The organism is Micromonospora sp. NPDC047670 (genome assembly GCF_043204915.1).
GTDB lineage: Bacteria > Actinomycetota > Actinomycetes > Mycobacteriales > Micromonosporaceae > Micromonospora.
In genome coordinates this window covers 36523-59083 of the sequence record NZ_JBIDDA010000016.1, presented here as the reverse complement: position 1 = coordinate 59083, position 22561 = coordinate 36523, and the positions used below count along the sequence as shown (strand labels likewise).

Below are 22561 nucleotides of genomic sequence, written 5' to 3'. Positions count from 1 at the left end.
GTCGACGCGGGCGCGTGGCCCCGGCGGCCGGTCACCCCGGCGACGTAGGCTGGCCGGCGTGACCATCAGCTCCTCCGTTTCCACCGAGACCGACCTCGGGCGTACGCGCCGCGCGCGGCGGATCGGCCGGGTCCTGACCGAGACCCACCCCGACGCCCACTGTGAACTCGACCACTCCAGCCCGCTGGAGCTGGCCGTCGCGACGATCCTCTCCGCGCAGTGCACGGACAAGAAGGTCAACGAGGTCACCCCGAAGCTCTTCGCCCGGTACCCGACCGCCGCCGACTACGCGGGAGCGGACCGGACGGAGCTGGAGGAACTGATCCGGCCCACCGGCTTCTACCGCAACAAGACCGACTCCCTGATCAAGCTCGGCCAGGCCCTCGTCGAGCGGTACGACGGCCGGGTCCCCGGCAAGCTCGCCGACCTGGTGACGCTGCCCGGCATCGGGCGCAAGACCGCCAACGTCATCCTCGGCAACGCCTTCGGCGTGCCCGGCATCACCGTCGACACCCACTTCGGGCGGCTGGTGCAGCGCTGGCGGCTCACCGCCGAGACCGACCCGGTGAAGATCGAGCACGCGATCGGGGCGCTCTTCCCCAAGCGCGACTGGACCATGCTGTCGCACCGGGTGATCTTCCACGGCCGGCGGGTCTGCCACGCCCGCAAGCCGGCCTGCGGCGCGTGCACGCTCGCGAAGCTCTGCCCGTCGTACGGCACCGGCCCGACCGAGCCCGCGGCGGCGGCGAAGCTGCTCAAGGGTCCCCGCGCCCGCGACCTGGCGGTGGCGGCCGGGGTCGACCCGGAGCTGGTGCCCGTCCAGGCCGTCGTGGCGGAGGCGCCGTGAACCGCCGAAACACCCCTGCCGTCGCCGCCGGTCAGCGCCCTCCGGGCCGGCGACAAGGCCTCGCCCTCCTGCTCGTACCCGTGCTGCTGGCCGCCGCCGGGTGCACCGCCGGCGCCGAGGAGAAGGAGAGCGGTCCCTCCGGCCGGCAGCAGGCCGCCGCCAACCGGCCGTCGCCGTTCCAGGACTGCTCGGCGCTCGGCGCCCCGCCCGCGTCCGCCGCGCCCGCCGACCTCCCGGCCGCGCCCGCCGACGCCCCGGCGTTGCCCGAGTTGACCCTGAACTGCTTCACCGGCGGCGCCCCGGTCGCCCTGCGGGACCTGCGCGGGCCGGCCGTGGTCAACGTCTGGGCGTCCTGGTGCCCGCCCTGCCGCAAGGAGCTGCCCGCCTTCCAGCGGCTCAGCGAGCGGGCCGCCGGCCGGCTCACGGTCCTCGGGGTGAACAGCCAGGACAGCCGGGACGCGGCCCAGTCCATCGGCGAGGACTTCGGCATCCGCTTCCCGGTGCTGGTGGACCAGGGGGAGAGCCTGAAGCGGGAGCTGAACCGCAAGGCCATCCCCCTGACCGTCTTCGTCGACGGGCAGGGCCGCGTCCGGCACGTCGACTCCTCCGGCGCGCTCGACGACGCCCGTCTCGGCGCCCTGGTCCGGCAACACCTCGGCGTGGCGGTGCCGGCATGAGCCGGCGACGGACACGGTGGGGCGCGGGGAACGCCGGCGTGAGCCGCCGGCGGGCGCGGTACGGCGCGGGGGTGCCGGCGTGAGCCGCCGTCCGCCGGGCTGGCTCGACCCGCTGCTCACCAGGCTCGGCACCGCGCGCAGCGAGGACTTCACCCGGCTGGTCACCCCCGAGACCGGGGGGCGGGAGAGCGCCGTGCTGGTGCTGCTCGGCGAGGAGCCCGGCGCCGGCCCGGACGTGCTGATCCTCCAGCGGGCCGCCACCCTGCGCAACCACGCCGGTCAGCCGGCCTTCCCCGGCGGCGCGGCCGACCCGGAGGACGCCGACGCCCCGGCGACCGCGCTGCGCGAGGCCAACGAGGAGGTCGGGCTCGACCCGGCCAGCGTCACGGTCCTGGCCGAGCTGCCGAAGCTCTGGATCCCGGTCAGCGACTTCGTGGTCACTCCCGTGCTCGCCTGGTGGCACACGCCGCACCCGGTGCACCCCCGGGAGCCGGCCGAGGTGGCGCACGTGGCCCGGCTGCCCATCACCGAGCTGGTCGACCCCGAGAACCGGATGCGGGTACGCCACCCGAGCGGCTGGATCGGCCCGGCGTTCTCGGCGCGCGGGATGCTGATCTGGGGCTTCACCGCCGGCGTCCTGGCCGCCCTGCTGGAGATGGGCGGATGGGCCCGGCCGTGGCCGCGCGACCGGGTCGTCGACCTGCCGCCGACCGGGGCCACCCCGGCGCCCTCGGCCGGCACCGACGCGGTGGACGAGACCCCGGTGCGCTGAACGGACGGTCACCTTCCGCACGCGATGGTCATTTCGCGGGCCGGGTGCCCGTACGCTTGACGCGTGTCCGCCGTGGATCTCGTACTGCTGCTGCTCATGCTCGTGTTCGCGATCAGCGGATACCGCCAGGGCTTCGTCATCGGGGTGCTGTCGTTCTCCGGCTTCTTCCTGGGCGCGCTGGTGGGCCTCCAGCTCGGGCCGCTGCTGGCGCAGCAGTTCGTCGACAGCGGCACCCGGGTGCTGATCTCCCTGGTGGCGGTCTTCGGGCTGGCGGTGGTCGGCCAGGCGCTCGCCGGCTGGGTCGGCTCCCACCTGCGCAAGACGATCACCAGCGACGTGGGCAGGCGGGCCGACGACATCGGCGGGGCGTTCGTCTCGCTCTTCGCCGTGCTGCTGGTCGCCTGGCTCGTCGCGGTGCCGTTGGGCTCGTCGTCGCTGCCCTGGCTGGCCTCCTCGGTGCGCAACAGCGCCCTGCTCACCGTGGTGGACCGGGTCCTGCCGGACCAGGCGCAGCAGCTCTCCACGGCGCTGCGGGACACCGTCGACACCAACGGCTTCCCGGACGTCTTCGGTGACCTGGCGCCGACCCGCGCCCGGCAGGTCTCCCCGCCCGACCCGGCGCTCGCCGGCTCGCAGGTGGTGGTCAACAGCCAGCGTTCGGTGGTCAAGGTGCTCGGCTCCGCCCCGAGCTGCTCGCGCCGGATCGAGGGCTCCGGCTTCGTCTACGCCGACGACCGGGTGATGACCAACGCCCACGTCGTCGCCGGCACCCGCTCGACGGTCGTCGAGCTGAACGGCGACCGGTACGACAGCAAGGTGGTCGTCTACGACCCCGACCGGGACCTGGCCGTGCTGCACGTGCCCGGGCTGCCCGGCCCGTCGATGCGCTTCGCCGCCGGCAACGCGGGCAGCGGCGCGGACGCGATCGTGCTGGGCTTCCCGCTCGACGGGCCGTACAACGCCCAGTCGGCGCGGGTCCGGGACGTCGACCGCATCACCGGGCCGGACATCTACTCCGCCGGGAACGTGACCCGGGAGATCTACACGATCCGGGCGCTCGTGCAGAGCGGCAACTCCGGCGGCCCGTTGGTCTCGTCGAACGGGCTGGTGCTCGGGGTGATCTTCGCGGCGGCGGCCGACGACCCCAACACCGGGTTCGCGGTGACGGCGGCCGAGGCCCGCCCGGTCGCCCTGGCCGGTGCCGAGCGCACCCGCGCCGTCGGCACCGGCGAGTGCACCTGACCGGTCAGCCTCGCGGCGGGCTGCCCGCGCCAGCCGCCGACCCGGGCCCGGACGACCCCGGCGGGGCACCGCCCGGCCCGGGCGGTGCCGGGCGGCCGGGCGGGGTGGCCCGCCAGACGGTGAGGGCGGCGGCGGTCGCGGCCACCACGGCCGCGCCGAGGAGCCAGCCGGCCAGCACGTCGCTGGTCCAGTGCACGCCCAGCGCGACCCGGCTGAAGCCGGTCACCAGGGCGAGCAGCAGCGCGGCCGCGCCCACCACCCGGCGGGCGGCCGGCCCGGCGTGCGGGAGGAACACCACCAGCAGCACCCCGGCGGCCAGGGCGGCGTTGAGCGCGTGCCCCGACGGGAAGGCCAGGCCGGGCGCCTGGGCCACCGGGTCGGGCAGGTCGGGCCGGGGCCGGCCGAAGAGCAGCTTGAACAGCGGGCCGAGCAGGCCGCCCACCGCCATGGTGACGGCGACCCAGACCGCCAACTGCCGGGCCCCCCGCCGCACCAGCCAGACCACCAGGAGCAGCGCGGCGGCCCGCAACGGCATCGGGGCGAACACGTCGGTCCAGAGGGTCATCAGGCGTACCCATGCCGGGTGGTCGGCGGCGTAGCCGACCAGCGCGTCGGTCACCGCCGTGTCCAGCCGGCGCAGCGGGGGCCAGTCCCCCAGCACCAGGAACGCCAGCAGCGTGAACGGCACCACCACCAGGAACGCGGCCCCCGCGGCGAGGGTCAGCCGCAGCCCCCGGGAGTCGTCGGGGTGCAGGCGGCGGCTGCGCCACGACGGTCGGGGCGGCGCGGCGAGGGTACGCGGGCCGGGCGTGCTCATGACATCAGTTCTACCCCGGACGCCGCCCGGTCAGACCCCGAGCGGGCCGCCGGGCGCGCCCGCGGGTCGGGCCGCGGCTCAGCCCGCCGACGGGCGGCGCCCCGGCCGGACCGGGCGACGCGGGGCGGCCAGCGGCGTCCACTGGCGGAACCGGCGCACCATCAGCGCCGCGCCGGTGAGCAGGGCGACGAAGAACGCGGCCCCGGTCCAGAGCCGTTCCGGCGTGGCCTCCTCGTGCGTACCGGCCGGCTGCGCCGTCCAGCGGGTCTGCCGACGCGGCGCGGCGAAGCCCAGCGGGTCGCTGCCGGCCGCCGCGACGTCGGCCCGCGCGGAGCCCGGCGCCGGCCCGAAGCCGACCACGCCCGGCGAGGCATCGTCGTCCAGCGGGTTGCGGCCCACCGGGGTCACCTCGGCGTTCAGCGCGGCGACCGGGTCGACCAGGCCGTAGCCGAAGCGGTCGTCCCGGCCGGTCGAACCGATGTCGCGGGCGGTGCTCAACAGCCGGTTCACCACGTCGCCGGCGGACATCTGCGGGTAGCGGGCCCGCACCAGCGCGGCGGTGGCGGCGACCAGCGGCGCCGCGAAGCTCGTGCCCTGCACGCGCCAGTAGCCGCCGGGGCGGGCCCCGACCAGACCGGTGGCGGGGGCGGCGAGCACCGTGGCCCGCCCGGTGATCGAGCCGGACCAGAGGTTGTGGCTGTCGCGGTCCAGCCCGGAGACCGCGATCACGCCCGGCTCGCGCGCCGGGTACCAGACCTTCGAGCTGGACGAGGCCGCCACGTTGCCGGTGCAGGCGACCACGACCACGTCCCGGGCGAAGGCGTAGTCGAGCGCGGCGGCCAGGGCGGCGCTGTCGCCGCTCCCGCCGAGGGACAGGTTGATCACGCGGGCGCCGTTGTCCACCGCCCAGCGCACCCCCTTGGCGACGATCATGGCGTCGTCGTAGCGGTTCTCGGCGTCGAGGACGCGGACCGGAAGGATCCGGGCGTCCGGCGCGAGACCCACCGCGCCGCGCCGGTCGTCGTTCCGGCCGGCGATCAGCCCGGCCACGGTGGTGCCGTGGCCGACTGGGTCGGCCGCGTCGGCGGAACCCTCGGGATCCACCAGGTCGAGGCCGGGCAGCACCTGGCCGGCCAGGTCGGGATGGGCCGCGTCCACCCCGGAGTCGATCACCGCGACGGTGACCCCGCGCCCGGTCGAGCTGCGCCAGGCCGTCCTGGCCTGCAACGCGTCGAGCTGCCACTGATCGTCGCGGATCTGGTCGGGGCGGCCCTGGGTGTCCGGCGGCGCGAGCGGCAGCGGTACGGCGGCGACCCGGGCGGCGGCGGGCGGCCGTGGGGCGGCGGCGGCCGGGGCGACCGGGCCGGCGACCGACGCGACGGTGGCCGCCAACCCGAGCAACGCGCGCCCGGCGATCCGCCGACCCGGCGGACAGCTGTGCCGCACCCTGGTCACATCCTCAGACCGTTCATCCCAGACGCAAACATGACGATCGGAGATTACCGGTTCCTCGGCGCCTTGCGGGGCGATCCGGGGACACCCGTCACGGCGACGGCAGATACGCCAGCTGGACCAGCCGCACGCCCTCCCGCCGGGTGACCAGCCGCCCGCGCCCCGGCGGCAGCGGCCCGGGCCGGACCGGGCCGACCAGCGCCCCCTCCTCCGGGCTGCCCGCCATCACCAGCCCGGCGGTGGACAGCTCGCGCAGGCGCTGCACGATCGGCTCGTACTGGGCCCGCCCGGCGCCGCCCGAGCGCCGGACGAGCACCAGGTGCAGCCCGACGTCGCGGGCGTGCGGCAGGTGCTCCTCCAACGCGCGCAGCGGGTTGGCCGGCCCGCCGGCGACCAGATCGTAGTCGTCGACCAGCACGAACAGCTCGGGCCCGGACCACCACGACCGCTCCCGCAGCTGCGCGGGGGTGACCTCGGGCCCGGGCGCCCGCGCGTGCATGTAGCCCGCGGCCGACTCGATCAGGTCGGTGGTGTGCGCCGCGGCGGAGCCGTACCCGATCAGGTGCGGGGCCTCGGTGAGGTCCGCCAGGCTGCGCCGGTAGTCGACCAGGATCACGCGGGCCTGCTCGGGGGTGAAACGGGTGATGATCGAGTTGGCCAGCGCGCGCAGGAACGACGACTTGCCGCACTCGGCGTCGCCGAAGACCACGAAGTGCGGCTCGGTGGCGAAGTCCAGTTCCACCGGGCGCAGGTCGGCCTCGGCGATCCCGACCGGGATGCGCAGGCCGGTGGTCGCGGTCAGGTCCAGCTCGGCGTACGGGAGCACCGGCGGGAGCAGCCGCACCGGGGGAGCCACCGGCCCCGCCCAGCTCCCGGCGACCTGCTTGACCAGGTCGGTGGTGTCGCCGCCGCAGGCGGCCAGCTGCGGCAGCGCGGTGAGGAAGTGCAGGCTCTCCGCGGTGATGCCCCGGCCCGCCGTCTGCTCGGGCACGTTCGCCGCCGCCCGGCGGGCCACCAGCGAGTCGGACGGGTCGCCGAGGCGCAGCTCCAGCCGGGAGCCGAAGAGGTCCCGGATCGCCGGCCGGAAGTCCAGCCAGCGCACCGCCGTCGCCACCACGTGCACCCCGTACGACAGGCCGCGGGTGGCCAGGTCGGTGATCAGCGGCTCCAGGTCGTCGTACTCGCCGCGCAGGGTGGCCCAGCCGTCCACCACCAGGAACACGTCGCCGAACGGGTCGGCGCCCGGCGGGCCGGTGCCGGCCAGCGCGGCCCGTCGCTGCCGCCAGGCGGCCATCGACTCCACGCCCAGCTCGGCGAAGCGCCGTTCCCGGTCGATAAGCAGCGTGGCGATCTCGCCGACCGTGCGCCGGACGGCCGTCGGGTCGGCGCGGCCGGTGACGCCACCGACGTGCGGCAGGTCGCGCAGCGCGGCCAGCGCGCCGCCGCCGAAGTCGAGGCAGTAGACCTGCACCTCGGCCGGGGTGTGGGTGAGCGCAAGCGCGCAGATCAGCGTGCGCAGCGCGGTCGACTTGCCGCTCTGCGGCCCGCCGACGACCGCGACGTGCCCGGCGGCGCCGTCCAGCGAGAGCCAGAGCAGGTCGCGGCGCTGCTCGAAGGGCTTGTCGACCACCGCCACCGGCACCTGCAACGCGCCGTGCAGGTCCGGATTGCCGAAGGCGAGGCCGCGCTTCGGGTCGGCGGCGACCGGCCCGAGCAGCTCGTCCAGCGCCGGCGCCCGGCCGAGCGGGGGGAGCCAGACCTGGTGCGCGGGCGGGCCCTGGCCGGCCAGCCGGTCGACCATCAGCTCCAACAGGCTTTCGGTGCCGCTCTCGTCGGCCGCGGCGGGCAGGGCTGGCGGTCCGACCGGCTCCGGCTTGGGCACGAAGTGCGTGGAGAAGGCGAGCAGGCGGAGGGCTCCCGCGCCGCCGGCGCCCGGCGCCGCGCCGCGCCGGCGCAGCGCCCCGGAGACGTACGCGGCCTTGAACCGCACCAGCGGCTCGGTGCCGAAGCGCAGGTACCCGTGGCCCGGGGAGCGGGGCAGCTCGTGCGCGTCCGGCACCCCGAGCACCGTCCGCGACTCCAGCGCGGAAAAGGTACGCAACCCGATCCGGTACGACAGATGGGTGTCCAGCCCGCGCAGCCGCCCCTCCTCCAGCCGCTGCGAGGCCAGCAGCAGGTGCACGCCGAGCGACCGGCCCAGCCGGCCGATCTGTACGAACAGGTCGATGAAGTCGGGCTTGGCCGAGAGCAGCTCGGAGAACTCGTCGCAGATCAGCAGCAGCGACGGCAGCGGGGCGAGCGGCGTGCCGGCGGCGCGGGCCCGTTCGTAGTCACGCAGGCTGGCGAAGTTGCCGGCCCGGCGCAGCAGCTCCTGGCGGCGGACCAGCTCGCCGTTGATCGCGTCGACCATCCGGTCGACGAGCGGCAGCGCGTCGGCCAGGTTGGTGATCACCGCGGCGGTGTGCGGCAGCCGGTCGAAGGAGGCGAAGGTGGCGCCGCCCTTGAAGTCGATCAGCACGAAGTTGAGCTGCTCGGAGCTGTGCGTGGCGGCCAGCCCGAGCACCAGCGTGCGCAGCAGCTCCGACTTGCCGGAGCCGGTCGCCCCGATCAGCAGGCCGTGCGGACCCATCCCGTCCTGCGCCGACTCCTTCAGGTCCAGCTCGATGGCGCCGCCGTCGGTGCCCACCCCGATCGGCACCCGCAGCCGCTCGCGGGCGGAGCGGGGCGCCCACCCCTGCTCGGCGGTGAAGCCCTCCGGGTCGCCCAGACCGAGCAGCTCGGGCAGGCCCGGCTCGGCGCCGGGCGGGGCGTCCGGGCCGCGTACGGCGGTGGCCAGCCGCAGCGGGGCGAGCCGCCGGGCGATCGCCTCGGCGTCGACCAGGTCGAGCCGGTCCGCCGTGCCCACCTCGGCGTGCCCCTCGGCCGAGTGGGAGTGCAGCCGGCCGTGGCGCAGCTCCAGCAGCAGCGCGAACCGGTCCAGCAGGCGCGGCGGCGGGGTGTCCAGGTCGATGATCGTCACGGCGTCGATGCCACCGTCCCCGGTCAGGTCGGTGGCCCCGGTCAGGTCGCCGCCGTCGAGCACCACCACCACGTGCGGGCCGTCGGTGGCGGGACCGGCCGGGCTGAACCGGGACCGGCTGGCCAGCACCTCGTCCAGCAGCCGTTCCAGCTCGGCCGCCGCGCTGGCGACCAGCCGGACCGGCCCGAGGGCGTCGGTGCGGGTGGGGTGGTGGGCGTGCGGCAGCCACTTGACCCACTCCCAGGCGGCCCGCCGCTCCGGCCCCGCGCAGACGGCGACGAGCAGCTCGTCCGGGGCGTGGAAGACCGCGAGCTGGGCGAGCATCGCCCGGGCCAGCGCCTGGCCGGCCGACCCGTCGCCCGGACCGCCGGTGGCGTCGCGCACGAACACCCGGGCGAAGCTGCGCAGCGAGAGCGCCACCGGCAGGTCGGGCACCACGGAGTACGCGTCCAGGAAGCGGCGCAGCGCGCCCGCCGTCATCGGCTCCAGCTCCTCCAGCGGGCGGGTGACCGGGGGGACCAGCGGGGTCGCGAGGGTCTGCGGGCCGACGGCGACCCGGACCACCGCGAAGTCCGGGTCGGCGGGGCGCCGTTCCCAGACCCGGTGGCTGTCGACGGTCGACCAGAGCCGGCCGGGATCCGGGTGCCGGTAGTAGAGCCCGGCGCGCTGCTGCCCGGCGGTGTGCCGGACCCGGCGGCGCAGCGCGGTCAGGTGCCGCAGGTAGTCCCGCCGGGCGGCCATCATCTCCGACTTCCTCGGCGTGCCGGAGGCGCTGCCCCACGAGGTCACCAGCATGGCCAGCGAGGAGAGCCCGAACATTCCGCCGACCACGTACGAGTAGGCCCCGCCGCCACGGCCGAACATCATCGCCATCGCCACCGTGCCGCCGAGCATGGGCAGCACCATGAGCAGCTGCTGCCAGCGCCCGCCGGCGACGGCGGGGATCTCCGGCGGCGCGTCCACCGGCAGCTCGCCGACCGGGATCTCCGGCGCCGGGCGTCGGGGTGGCCGCTTGATGACGACAGTGGACACTCGACCTCCTGACAGCGCTCGGTAACCCGAGCCTGGCTCATGGTAGGTAAAGTCCTGTCGTCCGCGCAGCCACCAACCCCGCTCGATATGGAGATCCGTCGATGACAATCGGGCTGGCCCGGGTCACCATCAGCGCCCCCCAACGGCGGGTGGACGTCGCGCTGCCCGAGCAGGTTCCCCTGGCCGAGCTGCTGCCGGAGGTGCTGCGGCACGCCGGCGAGGGGCTGGCCGACGACGGTGAACGACACGGCGGCTGGGTGCTGCGGCGCACCGACGGCGCCGTCCTGGCCACCGCACAGGCGCTGCTGCCGCAGGGCGTCCGCGACGGGGAGGTCCTGCACCTGGTTCCGGCCCGCGCGCAGTGGCCCGAGCTGGAGTACGACGACGTGGTCGAGGCGATCGCCGACGGGGCGCGGCGGCGCGGCGGCGCGTGGTCGCCGGCCGCCACCCGGGCCGCCGCCCTGGCCGGGGCCGCCGTGCCGCTGGCCGTCGGGCTGCTCGCCGTGGCGGCCGGCGGGCCGGGGCAGCGCGCCGGCTGGCCGGCCGCCGCCGTGATCGCGCTGCTGCTCACCCTCGCCGGGGTGGTGGCGTCCCGCGCCCACGGGGACGGGCCGACCGGCGCGGCCCTCGGCGGCTACGCCCTGCCGTACGCGGCCGTGGCGGGCGCCCTGGCGGTCAGCTCCGGCGACCCGGTCGGCCCGGTCGCCGGCCTGCGCTGGGTCGGCGCGCCCGAGCTGCTGGCCGGCTCGGTGGCGCTGCTGCTGGTGTCGGTGCTCGGCCTGGTGGGCGTCGCCACCCGGCTCCGGGTCTTCGTGGCCGGCGTCACCGTCGGGTCGGCCGGCGCGCTGACGGCGCTCGGCGGTCTGCTGCTCAGCCCGGACCAGACGGCGGCGGTCCTGCTCTGCGTGCTGGTCTTCGCCGTGGGGGCGGTTCCGCTGCTGGCCATCCGGCTCGGCAAGGTGCCGCTGCCCCCGATCACCCTGCCGACCGGCGAGCCGGGGGACGCCGACCGGGTCCGGGACCTGCCCGACCGGGACCGCGTCTACGCGGCGGTGGCCCGCACCGAGGAGATGCTCACCGGGATGCTGCTCGGGCACGCCGTGCTGGCGGTCGCCGCCACGCTGGTCCTCGGCCTCTCCGGCGGGGTCGCCGGCCGGCTGCTGGTGGCGGTCGCCGCGGCCGTGCTGCTGCTGCGCTCCCGGCTGTTCGTCGCCCTGCGCCACCGGGTGCCGACCGTGGTCGCCGGCCTCGCCGGGTACGCGGTGCTGGGCGCCGTGCTCGTCGACCGCTCCGGCCCGGCCGGCCGGCTCGCGCTGGTCGCCGGAGGGCTGGCGCTGGCCCTGCTGGCGGTGGCCGCCGGCACCACGTACGCCCGCCGACCGGTCTCCCCGTACGTCGGCCGGGTCGCCGACCTGGCGGACACCGCCCTGGTGGTCTCCGTGGTCCCGGTCACCTGCGCGGTGCTCGACCTGTACGAACGGGCCCGGGGGCTGCTCGGCTGAGCGGCCCCCGGGCCCGTCGACGTTCGGTGCCGGGTCAGTGCGTGGACTCGCCGCGCTCCTCGGCCTCCTTGGCGCGCCGGTACGACGCCGCGATCTCCGCCTCGGCCTCCTGCCGGCCGACCCAGGTGGCGCCCTCGACCGACTTGCCCGGCTCGAGGTCCTTGTAGACCTCGAAGAAGTGCTGGATCTCCAGCCGGTCGAACTCGCCGAGGTGGTGGATGTCGCGCAGGTGCTCCTGGCGCGGGTCCTCGTAGGGCACGCAGAGGACCTTGTCGTCGCCGCCCTTCTCGTCCGTCATCCGGAACATGCCGATGGTGCGGCACCGGATCAGGCAGCCGGGGAAGGTCGGCTCGGGGACCAGCACGAGCGCGTCCAGCGGGTCGCCGTCCTCGCCCAGGGTGCCCTCGATGAAGCCGTAGTCCGCCGGGTACTGCGTGGAGGTGAAGAGCGTGCGGTCCAGCCGGATCCGGCCGGTCGCGTGGTCGACCTCGTACTTGTTGCGGTGACCCTTGGGGATCTCAACCGTCACGTCGAAATCCATCTGCACGCTCCCTCGTTTGCCCACGCTGGCTAACGGAAACCAGCGGCACGCCGCCCCCGCGGGGGTGAATGCCCACCCGCCGGCTCCGGCCGCCGCATAGTGTTCGGACCGAAGTAGTGTCACCCAAGCAGATTTCGCGGGGGGAGGAGGGGGTCGTGGGGAGGGAAGATTCACACTACCGCCCGGAAGCCGGTGCCGGGCGGGGTACCGGGCGATCCGCATCGGGCGGCGCCAGCGGGCGCTTCCCGGTGCCCGACGCCCACCCACCCCGCACACCCGCGTCGGCCGGCGACCCCGGCCACGGGTACGGCTCGCACCCCGAGCGCTCCGCCGCCCACCGGGACGCCCCGCCGCCCTGGCGCCCGCCGAGCGCCGCCGGCCACGCCGCTCCGCCGGGCCACGGCGGCCACCCCGGCTTCGGGCCCGGCCACGGGTCCCCGCCCGGCCACGGCGGCCACCCCGGCTTCGGGCCCGGCCACGGATCCGCACCCGGCCACGGCGGTCCGGGCCTGACGGGCCACGGCGGTCCGGGCCCGGCCGGTCAGGCGCCGCGCGCCGAGGGGACCGACCTCTGGGCCGCGGTCGCGGCCCGCCCCGCCGGCGGGCCGCCCGACCGGGTTGCTCCGCCCCCGGCCGCATCCCCCGCGCCCGGCCCGCGTCGCCGCCGGGTCCTGCCCGTCGCGCTGGCGGCGGTCCTCGTGCTCGTGCTGGCCGCCGTCGGGATCGCCGTGGTCCGGCCGGGCCCCGTCGCCGACTGGCTGGGCGACGAGCCCGCCGACCGGACGGCCGCGCGGGCGGCGGAGCCTGCGCCCGTGGCGGTGCTGGCGGGCGCGGACCCGAACGCCCCACGGCCCACCCCCGAGGGGGTACGCGCCGCGCTCGAACCGTTGTTGGGGCAGGAGGTCCTCGGCAGCCGGGTGAACATCTCGGTGGTCGACGTCAACACCGGCGACCCCCTCTACACGCGGGGCGGGGACGACCCCACCGTGCCCGCCTCGGTGACCAAACTGGTGACCGCGGTGACGGTGCTGGCGGCGCGCGGCCCCACGTACCGCATCCCGACCCGGGCGGTCGCCGGCGCGAGTCCGGGTGAAGTGGTGATCGTCGGCGGTGGCGACCCCACCCTGGCAGTCGACAAGCAGGGCTTCTATCCGGGGGCCGCGCGCCTGGACGACCTAGCCGCCCAGGTGCGCAAGGCGCTCGGCGGCACGAAGCCGACGAAGGTGACCGTCGACGGGTCGCTCTACTCGGGGCCGGTCCACGAGCCGGGCTGGGACGAGGACATCCCCTTCAACGGCTACGGCAGCGCGATCACCGCGCTGATGACCGACGCCGCCCGCACCGACGTGCCGCGCGCCAAGCGCGACGACGCGAACGGCAACCACGCGGCCCAGCGGGCCCGGGAGCCCGACCTCGCGGCGGGCCGCTCGTTCGCCCGGCTGCTGGGCGTGCCGACCGACGCGGTGAAGCGCGGCACCGCCCCCGCCGCGGCCGACGCCACCGGGGGCGCACCCGGGCCGGGCGCCGAGCTGGGCAAGGTGGAGTCGCTGCCCCTGAACCGGATGGTCGACATCATGATCAGCGACAGCGACAACATCGTCGCCGAGGCACTGGCCCGACAGGTGGCGCTGGCCCGCAACAAGCCGGCCTCGTTCAAGGGCGGGGCCGCCGCCATGGACGCGGTGGTCGCCGAGCTCGGGCTGCCCGCCGACGAGATCGACCTCGCCGACGCCAGCGGGCTCTCCCGGGACAACCGGATCAGCCCGTCCCTGCTGACCGACCTGATCGTCCTCGCCGGCAACGGCAGCCGACCGGAACTCGCCGTCATGTTCGGCGGGCTGCCCGTGGCCGGTTGGTCCGGCACCCTGGCCGACCGGTACGACACGGCGGCGAAGGCCGGTGCCGGTGTGGTGCGCGCCAAGACGGGCACCCTGACCGGGGTGCACGCCCTCGCCGGCGTGGTCACCACCGCCGACGGCCGGCTGCTCAGCTTCGCGGTGCTCACCGACCGGGTGCCGGCCGTCGACACCGACATTCCCCGCCAGGCCCTCGACCGGGTCGTCGCCGCGCTGGCCGCCTGCGGCTGCCGCTGACCCGCCAGCGGCCCGCCGGGCCCGGCGTCGGCGGCTGCGGCCGGGAAAGGGTGGCTCCGCAGGCCCGCCAGCGGCCCGCCCGGCCGGGCGTTCGCGGCTGCGGCCGGGAAAGGGCGGCTCCCGCGCGCCCGGCCGGGGTGTCCCGGCGCGGGTACGGTGGGTGCATGGCGCAGTTCGTGGACTGGGATCTGGCCGCCGCTACCGCGGGGGCGCTGGGCAAGTCGGGCCCCCGGGTGTCGTACGCCGAGGCCACCGACGTGGTCAGTGACCTGCGGCGGTTGACCGACGAGGCGGCGGGGCACGTCGCGGACTACACGGGCCTGCGCTCGCAGGTGTCGCACCCGCCGGTGCGGGTGGTGGACCGGCGCGACTGGGCGGCCACCAACATCGCCGGGCTGCGGGAGGTGATCACCCCGCTGGTCGGCCGGCTCACGAAGGACAAGCAGCCCGGCCCGCTGACCGAGGCGATCGGCTCCCGGCTGACCGGCGTGCAGGCCGGCACCGTGCTGGCCTACCTCTCCGGCCGGGTCCTCGGCCAGTACGAGGTGTTCTCCGCCGACCCGGGGCAGTTGCTGCTGGTCGCGCCGAACATCGTCGAGGTGGAGCGGAAGCTGGAGGCCGACCCCCGCGACTTCCGGCTCTGGGTCTGCCTGCACGAGGTGACCCACCGCACCCAGTTCACCGCCGTGCCCTGGATGCGGGCGTACTTCCTCAGCGAGGTGCAGGCGTTCGTGGACGCGTCGTCGAGCGGCGGCGAGCACCTGCTGGAGCGGCTGCGCCGGGGCGTGGCCACCCTCTCCGACGCGGTGAAGGACCCGGAGAGCCGCACCAGCGTGCTGGACATCGTGCAGACCCCGGCACAGCGGGCCGTGCTGGACCGGCTCACCGCGCTGATGACCCTGCTCGAGGGGCACGCCGAGTTCGTCATGGACGGCGTCGGCCCGACGGTGATCCCGAGCGTCGAGCGGATCCGGGCGGCCTTCAACCGGCGCCGGGAGGCCGGTAACCCCCTGGAGAAGGCCATCCGCCGGCTGCTCGGCGTGGAGGTCAAGATGCGCCAGTACGCCGAGGGCCGCAAGTTCGTGCACGGGGTGGTCGACCGGGTCGGCATGGACGGCTTCAACAAGATCTTCGGTTCGCCGCTGACCCTGCCCCGGCTGGAGGAGCTCGGCGACCCGGACGCCTGGGTGGCGCGGGTGCACGGGCCGGTCGGTCCGGCGCCGGCCGTCGGCTGACCGCAGGCCCGTGCCCGCGCTCGCCCCGCCGGTGGCCGCGATCCGGGTGGCGGTCCGCCGCGCGCTGGCCGACCTGCCGCCCGGGGGTCCGGTGCTGGTCGCCTGCTCGGGCGGGGCGGACTCGCTCGCGCTGGCCGCCGCCACCGCGTTCGTGGCGCCCCGGCTGGGTCGGGCCGCCGGCCTGGTGACGGTCGACCACGGCCTCCAGGAGGGCTCCGCGCAGCGCGCCGCCGCCGTGGTGGCGTGGGCCCGCGAGACCGGTCTGGCGCCGGTCGAGTCGGTGCGGGTCGACGTGGCCGGGCGGCCCGGCGGGCCCGAGGCGGCCGCCCGCGAGGCCCGCTACCGGGCGCTCGCCGACGTGGCCCGCCGGTGCGGGGCGGCGGCGCTGCTCACCGGGCACACCCGCGACGACCAGGCGGAGACCGTGCTGCTCGCACTCGCCCGGGGCGCCGGCCCGCGCGGCCTGGCCGGGATGCCCGCCCGGCGGGACCTCGACGGGGTGCCCCTGCTGCGCCCGCTGCTGGAGATCGGCCGGGAGCAGACCCGCACGGCGTGCGCAGTGCTCGGGCTGAGCCCGTGGGACGACCCGCACAACGCCGACCCCTCGTACGCGCGGTCCCGCGTCCGGGCCGACGTGCTGCCCGCCCTGGTCCGCGCGCTCGGGCCGGGGGTGCTGGACAACCTGGCCCGGACGGCCCGGCTGGTGGCGGCGGACAACGCCGTCCTCGACGGGCTGGCCGTCCACGCGCTGGCCGACGTCCGTCACCCCGAGGGCGGGCTCTCGGTGCGGGCGCTGGCCGCCCTGTCGCCCGCGGTGCGCGGCCGGGTGCTGCACGCCTGGGCCCGGGAGCTGGGTGCCCCGCCCACCGCCCTGTCGCACCGGCACGTGACCGCGCTGGACACGCTGGTCACCGGCTGGCGGGGGCAGGGCGCGGCGCACCTGCCGGGCGGGCTGCGGGTGCTCCGCCGCGACGGCCGCCTCGCCATCGTCGTCCCCCGCTGACCCCTGCCCGACCGCCCCCGCCGACGTGCGGCGGATTCGGTGACCACGCGCCCGCGCAGGTCCCGCGGTCCCGCTTCCGGCGGTTCGCGAGATCCGGCGCGGCGGGTCGCCGCCGGGCGGGCCGGGGAGTGTGGCGGCGGGTCGGCAGACCCGGCGGGGCCGGTCGCCGGCGCACGGGCGACGGCGTGCGGACGGCGGACGCCGCGCGCGGGGCCGCGGGAGCCGCCGGGAGGCGGTAGACATGGCGGATGGCGTACCCCCGACAGCCGCTCTTCGCGCCGCACGGCGCGGTGGCGACGAGCCAGCCGCTGGCCGCGGCGGCCGGCCTGGCGGTGCTGCGGCGCGGCGGCAACGCCGTCGACGCCGCGCTGGCCACCGCGATCACCCTCACCGTGGTGCAGCCCCCGTCCAACGACATCGGCGGCGACCTGTTCGCGATCGTCTGGGACGGCGAGCGGCTGCACGGCCTCAACGCCTCCGGCCGGTCCCCGGCGGCGCTGACCCGCGAGCTGGTCCTCGCCGCCACCGGCGGGCGCGGCGCGGCCCCGGTCGAGGCGCTCGGCGGCGCCCAGTCGGCGGGGCCGGCGATGCCGGCCAGGGGCTGGCTGCCGGTGACCGTGCCCGGCGCGCCGGCCGGCTGGCGGGACCTGCACGACCGCTTCGGCTCGCTGCCCTTCGCGGAGCTCTTCGCGGACGCGATCGGGTACGCCGAGCACGGCCACCCCGTCTCCACGGGCGTGGCGGCGACCTGGTCCCGCGCGCTGGCGGCGCGCGCCGGCCTGACCGGCGAGGAGTACGCCGAGTTCGGCCGGGTGTTCGCGCCCGGCGGCCGGGCGCCCCGGCCGGGGGAGCGGTGGCGCAACCCCGACGCGGCGCGGACCCTGCGGCGGATCGCCGCCAGCGGGGCGGAGGACTTCTACTCCGGCGGCATCGCCGAGGCGCTCGACGCGCACGCGGCCCGCACCGGCGGCTTCCTCACCGGCGACGACCTGGCCCGGCACACCTCGACCTGGGTGACCCCGGTCTCCGCGCGCTACCGGGGGCACGACGTCTGGGAGCTGCCGCCGAACGGGCAGGGCCTGGCGGCGCTGCTGGCCCTGCACATCCTGGACGGGTCGGACCTGGCCGCGCTGCCGCTCGCCGAGCGGCTGCACCGGCAGATCGAGGCGGTGAAGCTCGGCTTCGCCGACGCGCACGCCCACGTCGCCGACCCGGAGCGGGTGCCGGTGCCGACGCGGGCGCTGCTCTCGTCCGGCTACGCCGCGTCCCGCCGGGCGTTGATCACCGACCGGGCCGGGGAGCCGGCCGCCGGCGACCCGGAGCGTGGGGGCACCGTCTACCTGTGCACGGCCGACGCCGGCGGCATGATGGTCAGCCTCATCCAGTCGACCTACCTGGCCTTCGGCTCGCACGTGGTGCTGCCCGGGCACGGTTTCGCCCTGCAGAACCGGGGGCTCGGGTTCCGCCTCGACCCCGCGCATCCGAACGCGGTGGCGCCGGGGAAGCGGCCGTTCCACACCATCATCCCCGGCTTCCTGACCCGCGACGGCCGGCCGGTGGGGCCGTTCGGGGTGATGGGCGGGCACATGCAGCCGCAGGGGCACGTGCAGCTCGTCTCGGCGACTCTCGACGGTGGGCTCGACCCGCAGGCGGCGCTGGACGCGCCGCGCTGGTACTGGCACGCCGGGCGGTCGGTGCTGGTCGAGCCGGAGCTGGTCGACACCGCCGAGGGCCGGGCCGCGGTCGCCGAGCTGCGGGCCCGCGGCCACGAGATCGCCGTCGCCGGGGAGCCGGCGGTCTTCGGGTACGGGCAGGCGATCTGGCGGCTGCCGGACGGCGGCTACGTCGGCGGCTCGGAGTCGCGGGTGGACGGCGGCATGGGCGGCTGGTGACCGGCCCCGGTCCGGCCGGCGGGCGGCTGGTGGTGGGGTTCAGACCCCGACCCGGTCGCGGAAGGTGGTCCGGTAGGTCTGTGGCGTGGCACCGACCCGGCGGGCGAAGTGGTGCCGCAGCGCCGCCGCGTCGCCGAAGCCGGCCCGGTCGGCGACGGCCTCCACGCTGAGCGGGGTCTCCTCCAGCAGCCGCCGGGCCAGCAGCACCCGCTGGTTGGTCAGCCAGTCGTGCGGCGTGGTGCCCGTCTCGGCCCGGAACCGCCGGGCGAACGTGCGTGGGGCCATCCCGGCCCGGACGGCCAGCTCGTCGACGGTCACCGGCCGGTCGAGGTGCCCCATCAGCCACTCCAGCACCGGCTCCAGGGTGGGCGCCTCGGGGGTCTTCGGGATGGGCGCCTCGACGTACTGGGACTGCCCGCCGTCGCGGTGCGGGGGGACCACCATCCGGCGGGCCAGGCGGGTGGCCGTCGCCGAGCCGTGCTCCTGGCGGACCAGGTGCAGGCAGGCGTCGATGCCGGCCGCCGTGCCGGCGCTGGTGAGCAGGCGGCCGTCCTGCACGTAGAGCGAGTTGCACCGGACCTTCGCGGTGGGGTGACGGCGTTGCAGCTCGTCGACGTACATCCAGTGGGTGGTGCACTCCCGGCCGTCGAGCAGGCCGGCCTCGCCCAGCAGGAACGCCCCGGAACAGACGCTCAGCACGTACGCCCCCCGGTCGGCGGCCCGGCGCAGCGCGTCGAGCACCTGGGCCGGAACGGTGGCGCCGTGCTGGTGGGCCGGCACGGCGACCAGGTCCGCCTCCTCGACGGGGCCGAGGCCGTCGTGCGGGGTCAGGTGGAAGCCCGACTTGGTGCGGACCGGCGCGCCGTCGGGGCTGCACAGGTCGAACCGGTAGGCGGGGAATCCGTCGGCGGTGCGGTCGGTGCCGAAGACCTCCGCGAGGACGCCCAGCTCGAACGCGGCGACGCCTTCCATGACGATGACGGCGACTGATCGGAGCATGTGACGAGGGTAACCGCACGACTGGCAGGAAATCGAGGGGGAGTGGCATCTCTGCCACTGTCCGGCCCGGCGCACCCGGCGCAGACTGGTTCCAGTCCGGTGCGCACCGGCGGCGAAATCGACATCAACCGTGTGAAAGCGAGCGCCGCCATGGAGTTCCTGTTCTTCCTGTTCTTCTTCGTCCTCCTCGCGGTGGCCTCGGCTGCCGGCCTCACCGCCGACAGCCGGGACTCCGCCGACTGGAAGGCGACCGACGACGGCCGCCGCTGGCGGTCGCGCACCAGCTGAGGTGATTAGCCCTCTTCGCGTTGTTCATCCGGGGCGGGACCGCGCCAAAAGGGGCGGCCCCGCCGACGAACGCCATCCGGCGTACGGCAGGCTAGGAGTCATGGCTGACGGCTCCTGGTACGACGCCGACATCGACCACGTGATCATCTCCGAGGCGCAGATCCGTGAGAAGACCGCGGAACTCGCCAAGCAGGTCTCGGCGGACTACGCCGACGTCGATGACGGGCTCCTGCTGGTCTGCGTGCTCAAGGGCGCGGTGATGTTCATGGCCGACTTCGCCCGTGCGCTCGGCCGCAACGGGCCGCCCGCCGAACTGGACTTCATGGCCATCTCCTCCTACGGCCAGGGCACCACCTCCTCCGGCGTGGTCCGCATCCTCAAGGACCTGGACCGGGACATCGCCGGCCGGCACGTGGTCGTGGTCGAGGACATCGTCGACTCCGGCCTGACCCTCTCCTGGCTGCTGCGCTACCTGGAGTCCCGCTCCGCGGCCAGCGTCGAGGTCGTCGCGCTGTTCCGCAAGCCGGACGCGGTCAAGGTGCCGGTGCCGGTGAAGTACGTCGGCTTCGACATCCCCACCGAGTTCGTCGTCGGCTACGGCCTCGACTTCGGCGAGCGCTACCGCGAGCTGCCGTACGTCGGCGTGCTCAAGCCCGAGGTCTACGCGCGGGCCTGAGCCCTCCTCGCATCGGCGTCCATCGAGCGGACGTTCAGCGGGCTCTCAGCCAGTCGGACTACGGTATAGGTCGGTGGCGTGGAGGCACCCTCCACGCCCGACCCCTCGAACCGCGGGACCGGGCGGTCGGGTGGCCGGGTGGGGAGCTCCCGTCACGTCGGCTGGACCCGGTTCGCCGACGCGCAGGCGTCAGGCTCGCGAGCTTGCTCCTCGCGCACGATGTTCCGTTCGTGCGCGACTGCGGGGCTCGCAAGCTCACTCCTCGCGCTCACGGTGTACCGTCGAATGACCGCGGCGCGGCAGTTTCGCGCCTCGGGGTCGAGCCGGCCCGCACGGCGGCTCCGGCCGCCGCGCAGGCGGCGACACCATCAGACGGTCAGGACGTCGATCAGGAGGATGCGGGCGCCTCGGCGCTCGACAACAGCATGGAACGTACGCGTTTCTTCCGCCGACCGGTGGTCTGGATCATCCTGGTCATCCTCGGCGCCGTTGTGCTCAGTCAACTGTTCACCGCTGGTCCCAGCTACCACCGGGTGGACACTTCCGTTGCGCTCGACCAGCTCAACACCGGCAAGCCCTCGATCAAGAAGGTCGTCTTCCAGGACAAGGAACAGACGATCCAGCTCGACCTGGCCGAGAAGACCAAGTTCGGTGACACCACCACCGACCGGATCGAGGCGCAGTTCCCCTACGAGGTCGGCGACGAGGTCTGGAACGAGGTCCTCGAGGCCAAGGCCAACAACCGGGTCACCGGTCCGGCCGACGCCAAGGTGTCGTCCGACAGCATCTGGGTGAGCCTGCTGGTCAACCTGCTCCCGATCGTCCTGCTGGTGCTCCTGCTGCTCTTCTTCATGTCGCAGATGCAGGGCGGCGGCTCCCGGGTGCTCAACTTCGGCAAGTCCAAGGCGAAGATGATCACCAAGGACACGCCGAAGACCACCTTCGCGGACGTGGCCGGCGCGGAGGAGGCCGTCGAGGAGCTGCACGAGATCAAGGACTTCCTGCAGAACCCGGCGAAGTACCAGGCGCTGGGCGCCAAGATCCCGAAGGGCGTGCTGCTCTTCGGCCCGCCCGGAACCGGTAAGACGCTGCTGGCCCGCGCGGTCGCCGGCGAGGCCGGGGTCCCCTTCTACTCGATCTCCGGCTCGGACTTCGTCGAGATGTTCGTCGGTGTCGGCGCCAGCCGGGTCCGCGACCTCTTCGAGCAGGCCAAGGCGAACGCCCCGGCGATCGTCTTCGTCGACGAGATCGACGCCGTCGGCCGGCACCGCGGCGCCGGCATGGGCGGCGGCCACGACGAGCGCGAGCAGACGCTGAACCAGCTGCTCGTCGAGATGGACGGCTTCGACACCAAGGGCGGGGTCATCCTGATCGCCGCCACCAACCGGCCGGACATCCTCGACCCGGCGCTGCTGCGCCCGGGCCGCTTCGACCGGCAGATCCCGGTGGACGCCCCCGACATGGAGGGCCGCAAGGCGATCCTGCGGGTGCACGCGAAGGGCAAGCCGTTCACCCCCGATGTCGACCTCGACTCGGTGGCCCGGCGCACCCCGGGCTTCAGCGGCGCCGACCTGGCCAACGTGATCAACGAGGCCGCGCTGCTCACCGCCCGCAAGGAGCAGCGGGCGATCAACAACGACTCCCTGGAGGAGTCGATCGACCGGGTGATCGCCGGGCCGCAGCGGCGGACCCGCGTGATGAGCGACCAGGAGAAGAAGATCACCGCGTACCACGAGGGTGGGCACGCGCTGGTCGCCTGGGCGCTGCCGCACGCGGCGCCGGTGCACAAGGTGACGATCCTGTCCCGCGGCCGGTCGCTGGGCCACACCCTGGTGCTCCCCACGGAGGACAAGTACACCCAGACCCGCGCCGAGATGATCGACACCCTGGCGTACGCGCTGGGCGGCCGGGCCGCCGAGGAACTGGTCTTCCACGAGCCGACAACCGGCGCCGGCAACGACATCGAGAAGGCCACCCAGCTGGCCCGCGCGATGATCACGCAGTACGGCATGAGCTCCAAGCTCGGCGCGGTCAAGTACGGCACCAGCGGCGACGAGCCGTTCCTGGGCCGCAACATGGGCCACGAGCGGGACTACTCCGACGCCGTCGCCGCCGAGATCGACGGCGAGATGCGGGCGCTGATCGAGCTGGCCCACGACGAGGCATGGGAGATCCTGGTGGAATACCGGGACGTCCTGGACAACATCGTGCTCGAGCTGATGGAGAAGGAGACCCTCTCCACCGCCGACATGGCCCGGATCTGCGCCCGGGTGGCCAAGCGACCGCCCATGGCACCGTACAACGGCTTCGGCAAGCGTCAGCCCTCCACCGAGCCGCCGGTGCTCACGCCGGCGGAGAAGGACGCGCTGAAGGTGCAGGCCCAGGCCGACGGGGCGCAGGCGACAGTCGGTGGCAGCTCCTCGAACAACTCGGACGGTACGCACTGAGCACCGACCCGACGGCCAGCTCCCGGG

Annotated in this window: 17 protein-coding genes; 12 read left to right on the top strand and 5 right to left on the bottom strand. The window is 75.5% G+C overall.

Going from position 1 to position 22561, the window contains the following annotated elements; translation table 11 throughout:
• The first annotated feature begins 49 nt into the window (after positions 1 to 49).
• The 4 genes from nth to ACGF7U_RS27375 all read left to right on the top strand — a co-directional run bounded on the left by nth (position 50) and on the right by ACGF7U_RS27375 (position 3538).
• Positions 50 to 847: an endonuclease III gene (gene nth, locus ACGF7U_RS27390; protein WP_393111564.1), complete on the top strand. Its 798-nt coding sequence runs from the start codon at positions 50 to 52 to the stop codon at positions 845 to 847.
• A complete protein-coding gene (locus ACGF7U_RS27385; RefSeq protein ID WP_393111433.1) occupies positions 844 to 1524 on the top strand; it encodes a TlpA family protein disulfide reductase in 681 nt (226 codons plus the stop codon). The genes nth and ACGF7U_RS27385 overlap by 4 nt, the downstream gene beginning before the upstream one ends.
• Positions 1525 to 1603: 79 nt before the next feature.
• Positions 1604 to 2296 carry an NUDIX hydrolase gene (locus ACGF7U_RS27380; protein ID WP_393111431.1) on the top strand — a complete coding sequence of 231 codons (693 nt, stop codon included), beginning with the start codon at positions 1604 to 1606 and terminating at the stop codon, positions 2294 to 2296.
• 63 nt (positions 2297 to 2359) lie between these two features.
• A complete protein-coding gene (locus ACGF7U_RS27375) occupies positions 2360 to 3538 on the top strand; it encodes a MarP family serine protease (RefSeq protein WP_393111428.1) in 1179 nt (392 codons plus the stop codon).
• Between the two features lie 4 nt (positions 3539 to 3542).
• Here the strand turns inward: ACGF7U_RS27375 and ACGF7U_RS27370 are convergent, their stop codons facing one another.
• From ACGF7U_RS27370 to eccCa, 3 genes are all read right to left on the bottom strand, one after another.
• Entirely contained in the window at positions 3543 to 4355 is an 813-nt protein-coding gene (locus ACGF7U_RS27370; RefSeq protein WP_393111426.1) for a phosphatase PAP2 family protein, read from the bottom strand.
• Positions 4356 to 4433: 78 nt separating this feature from the next.
• A complete protein-coding gene (mycP, locus tag ACGF7U_RS27365; RefSeq protein WP_393111424.1) occupies positions 4434 to 5801 on the bottom strand; it encodes a type VII secretion-associated serine protease mycosin in 1368 nt (455 codons plus the stop codon).
• Between the two features lie 97 nt (positions 5802 to 5898).
• Entirely contained in the window at positions 5899 to 9858 is a 3960-nt protein-coding gene (gene eccCa / locus ACGF7U_RS27360) for a type VII secretion protein EccCa (RefSeq protein ID WP_393111422.1), read from the bottom strand.
• Positions 9859 to 9959: 101 nt separating this feature from the next.
• On the opposite strand from eccCa, the gene eccD reads away from it, so the two are divergent.
• Positions 9960 to 11360, top strand: coding sequence for a type VII secretion integral membrane protein EccD (eccD, locus tag ACGF7U_RS27355; protein ID WP_393111420.1), 1401 nt, complete (start codon positions 9960 to 9962; stop codon positions 11358 to 11360).
• A 34-nt stretch (positions 11361 to 11394) separates the two neighbouring features.
• Here eccD and ACGF7U_RS27350 read toward each other — a convergent pair whose 3' ends face one another.
• On the bottom strand, positions 11395 to 11901 hold the full coding sequence (locus ACGF7U_RS27350) for an inorganic diphosphatase (protein ID WP_091107853.1): 507 nt from the start codon (positions 11899 to 11901) through the stop codon (positions 11395 to 11397).
• A 671-nt stretch (positions 11902 to 12572) separates the two neighbouring features.
• Between ACGF7U_RS27350 and dacB the strand changes: the two genes are divergently transcribed.
• From dacB to ACGF7U_RS27330, 4 genes are all read left to right on the top strand, one after another.
• Entirely contained in the window at positions 12573 to 13994 is a 1422-nt protein-coding gene (gene dacB / locus ACGF7U_RS27345) for a D-alanyl-D-alanine carboxypeptidase/D-alanyl-D-alanine-endopeptidase (protein ID WP_393111562.1), read from the top strand.
• Between the two features lie 164 nt (positions 13995 to 14158).
• The gene (locus ACGF7U_RS27340) at positions 14159 to 15229 is read left to right on the top strand and encodes a zinc-dependent metalloprotease (protein ID WP_393111418.1); all 1071 of its coding nucleotides are present in this window, start codon (positions 14159 to 14161) and stop codon (positions 15227 to 15229) included.
• A gap of 10 nt (positions 15230 to 15239) precedes the next feature.
• Entirely contained in the window at positions 15240 to 16232 is a 993-nt protein-coding gene (gene tilS / locus ACGF7U_RS27335) for a tRNA lysidine(34) synthetase TilS (RefSeq protein WP_393111416.1), read from the top strand.
• 248 nt (positions 16233 to 16480) lie between these two features.
• Entirely contained in the window at positions 16481 to 18124 is a 1644-nt protein-coding gene (locus ACGF7U_RS27330) for a gamma-glutamyltransferase family protein (RefSeq protein ID WP_393111414.1), read from the top strand.
• A gap of 39 nt (positions 18125 to 18163) precedes the next feature.
• On the opposite strand, the gene ACGF7U_RS27325 is transcribed toward ACGF7U_RS27330, so the two are convergent.
• On the bottom strand, positions 18164 to 19123 hold the full coding sequence (locus ACGF7U_RS27325) for a GlxA family transcriptional regulator (RefSeq protein ID WP_393111412.1): 960 nt from the start codon (positions 19121 to 19123) through the stop codon (positions 18164 to 18166).
• Between the two features lie 99 nt (positions 19124 to 19222).
• Here ACGF7U_RS27325 and ACGF7U_RS27320 point away from each other — a divergent pair, with 99 nt between their 5' ends.
• The 3 genes from ACGF7U_RS27320 (at position 19223) to ftsH (ending at position 22534) form a co-directional block, all read left to right on the top strand.
• The gene (locus tag ACGF7U_RS27320) at positions 19223 to 19411 is read left to right on the top strand and encodes a hypothetical protein (RefSeq protein WP_393111568.1); all 189 of its coding nucleotides are present in this window, start codon (positions 19223 to 19225) and stop codon (positions 19409 to 19411) included.
• Between the two features lie 100 nt (positions 19412 to 19511).
• Positions 19512 to 20087, top strand: coding sequence for a hypoxanthine phosphoribosyltransferase (gene hpt, locus ACGF7U_RS27315; protein WP_350686506.1), 576 nt, complete (start codon positions 19512 to 19514; stop codon positions 20085 to 20087).
• Positions 20088 to 20512: 425 nt separating this feature from the next.
• On the top strand, positions 20513 to 22534 hold the full coding sequence (gene ftsH / locus ACGF7U_RS27310; RefSeq protein WP_393111410.1) for an ATP-dependent zinc metalloprotease FtsH: 2022 nt from the start codon (positions 20513 to 20515) through the stop codon (positions 22532 to 22534).
• The last annotated feature ends 27 nt before the right edge of the window (positions 22535 to 22561 follow it).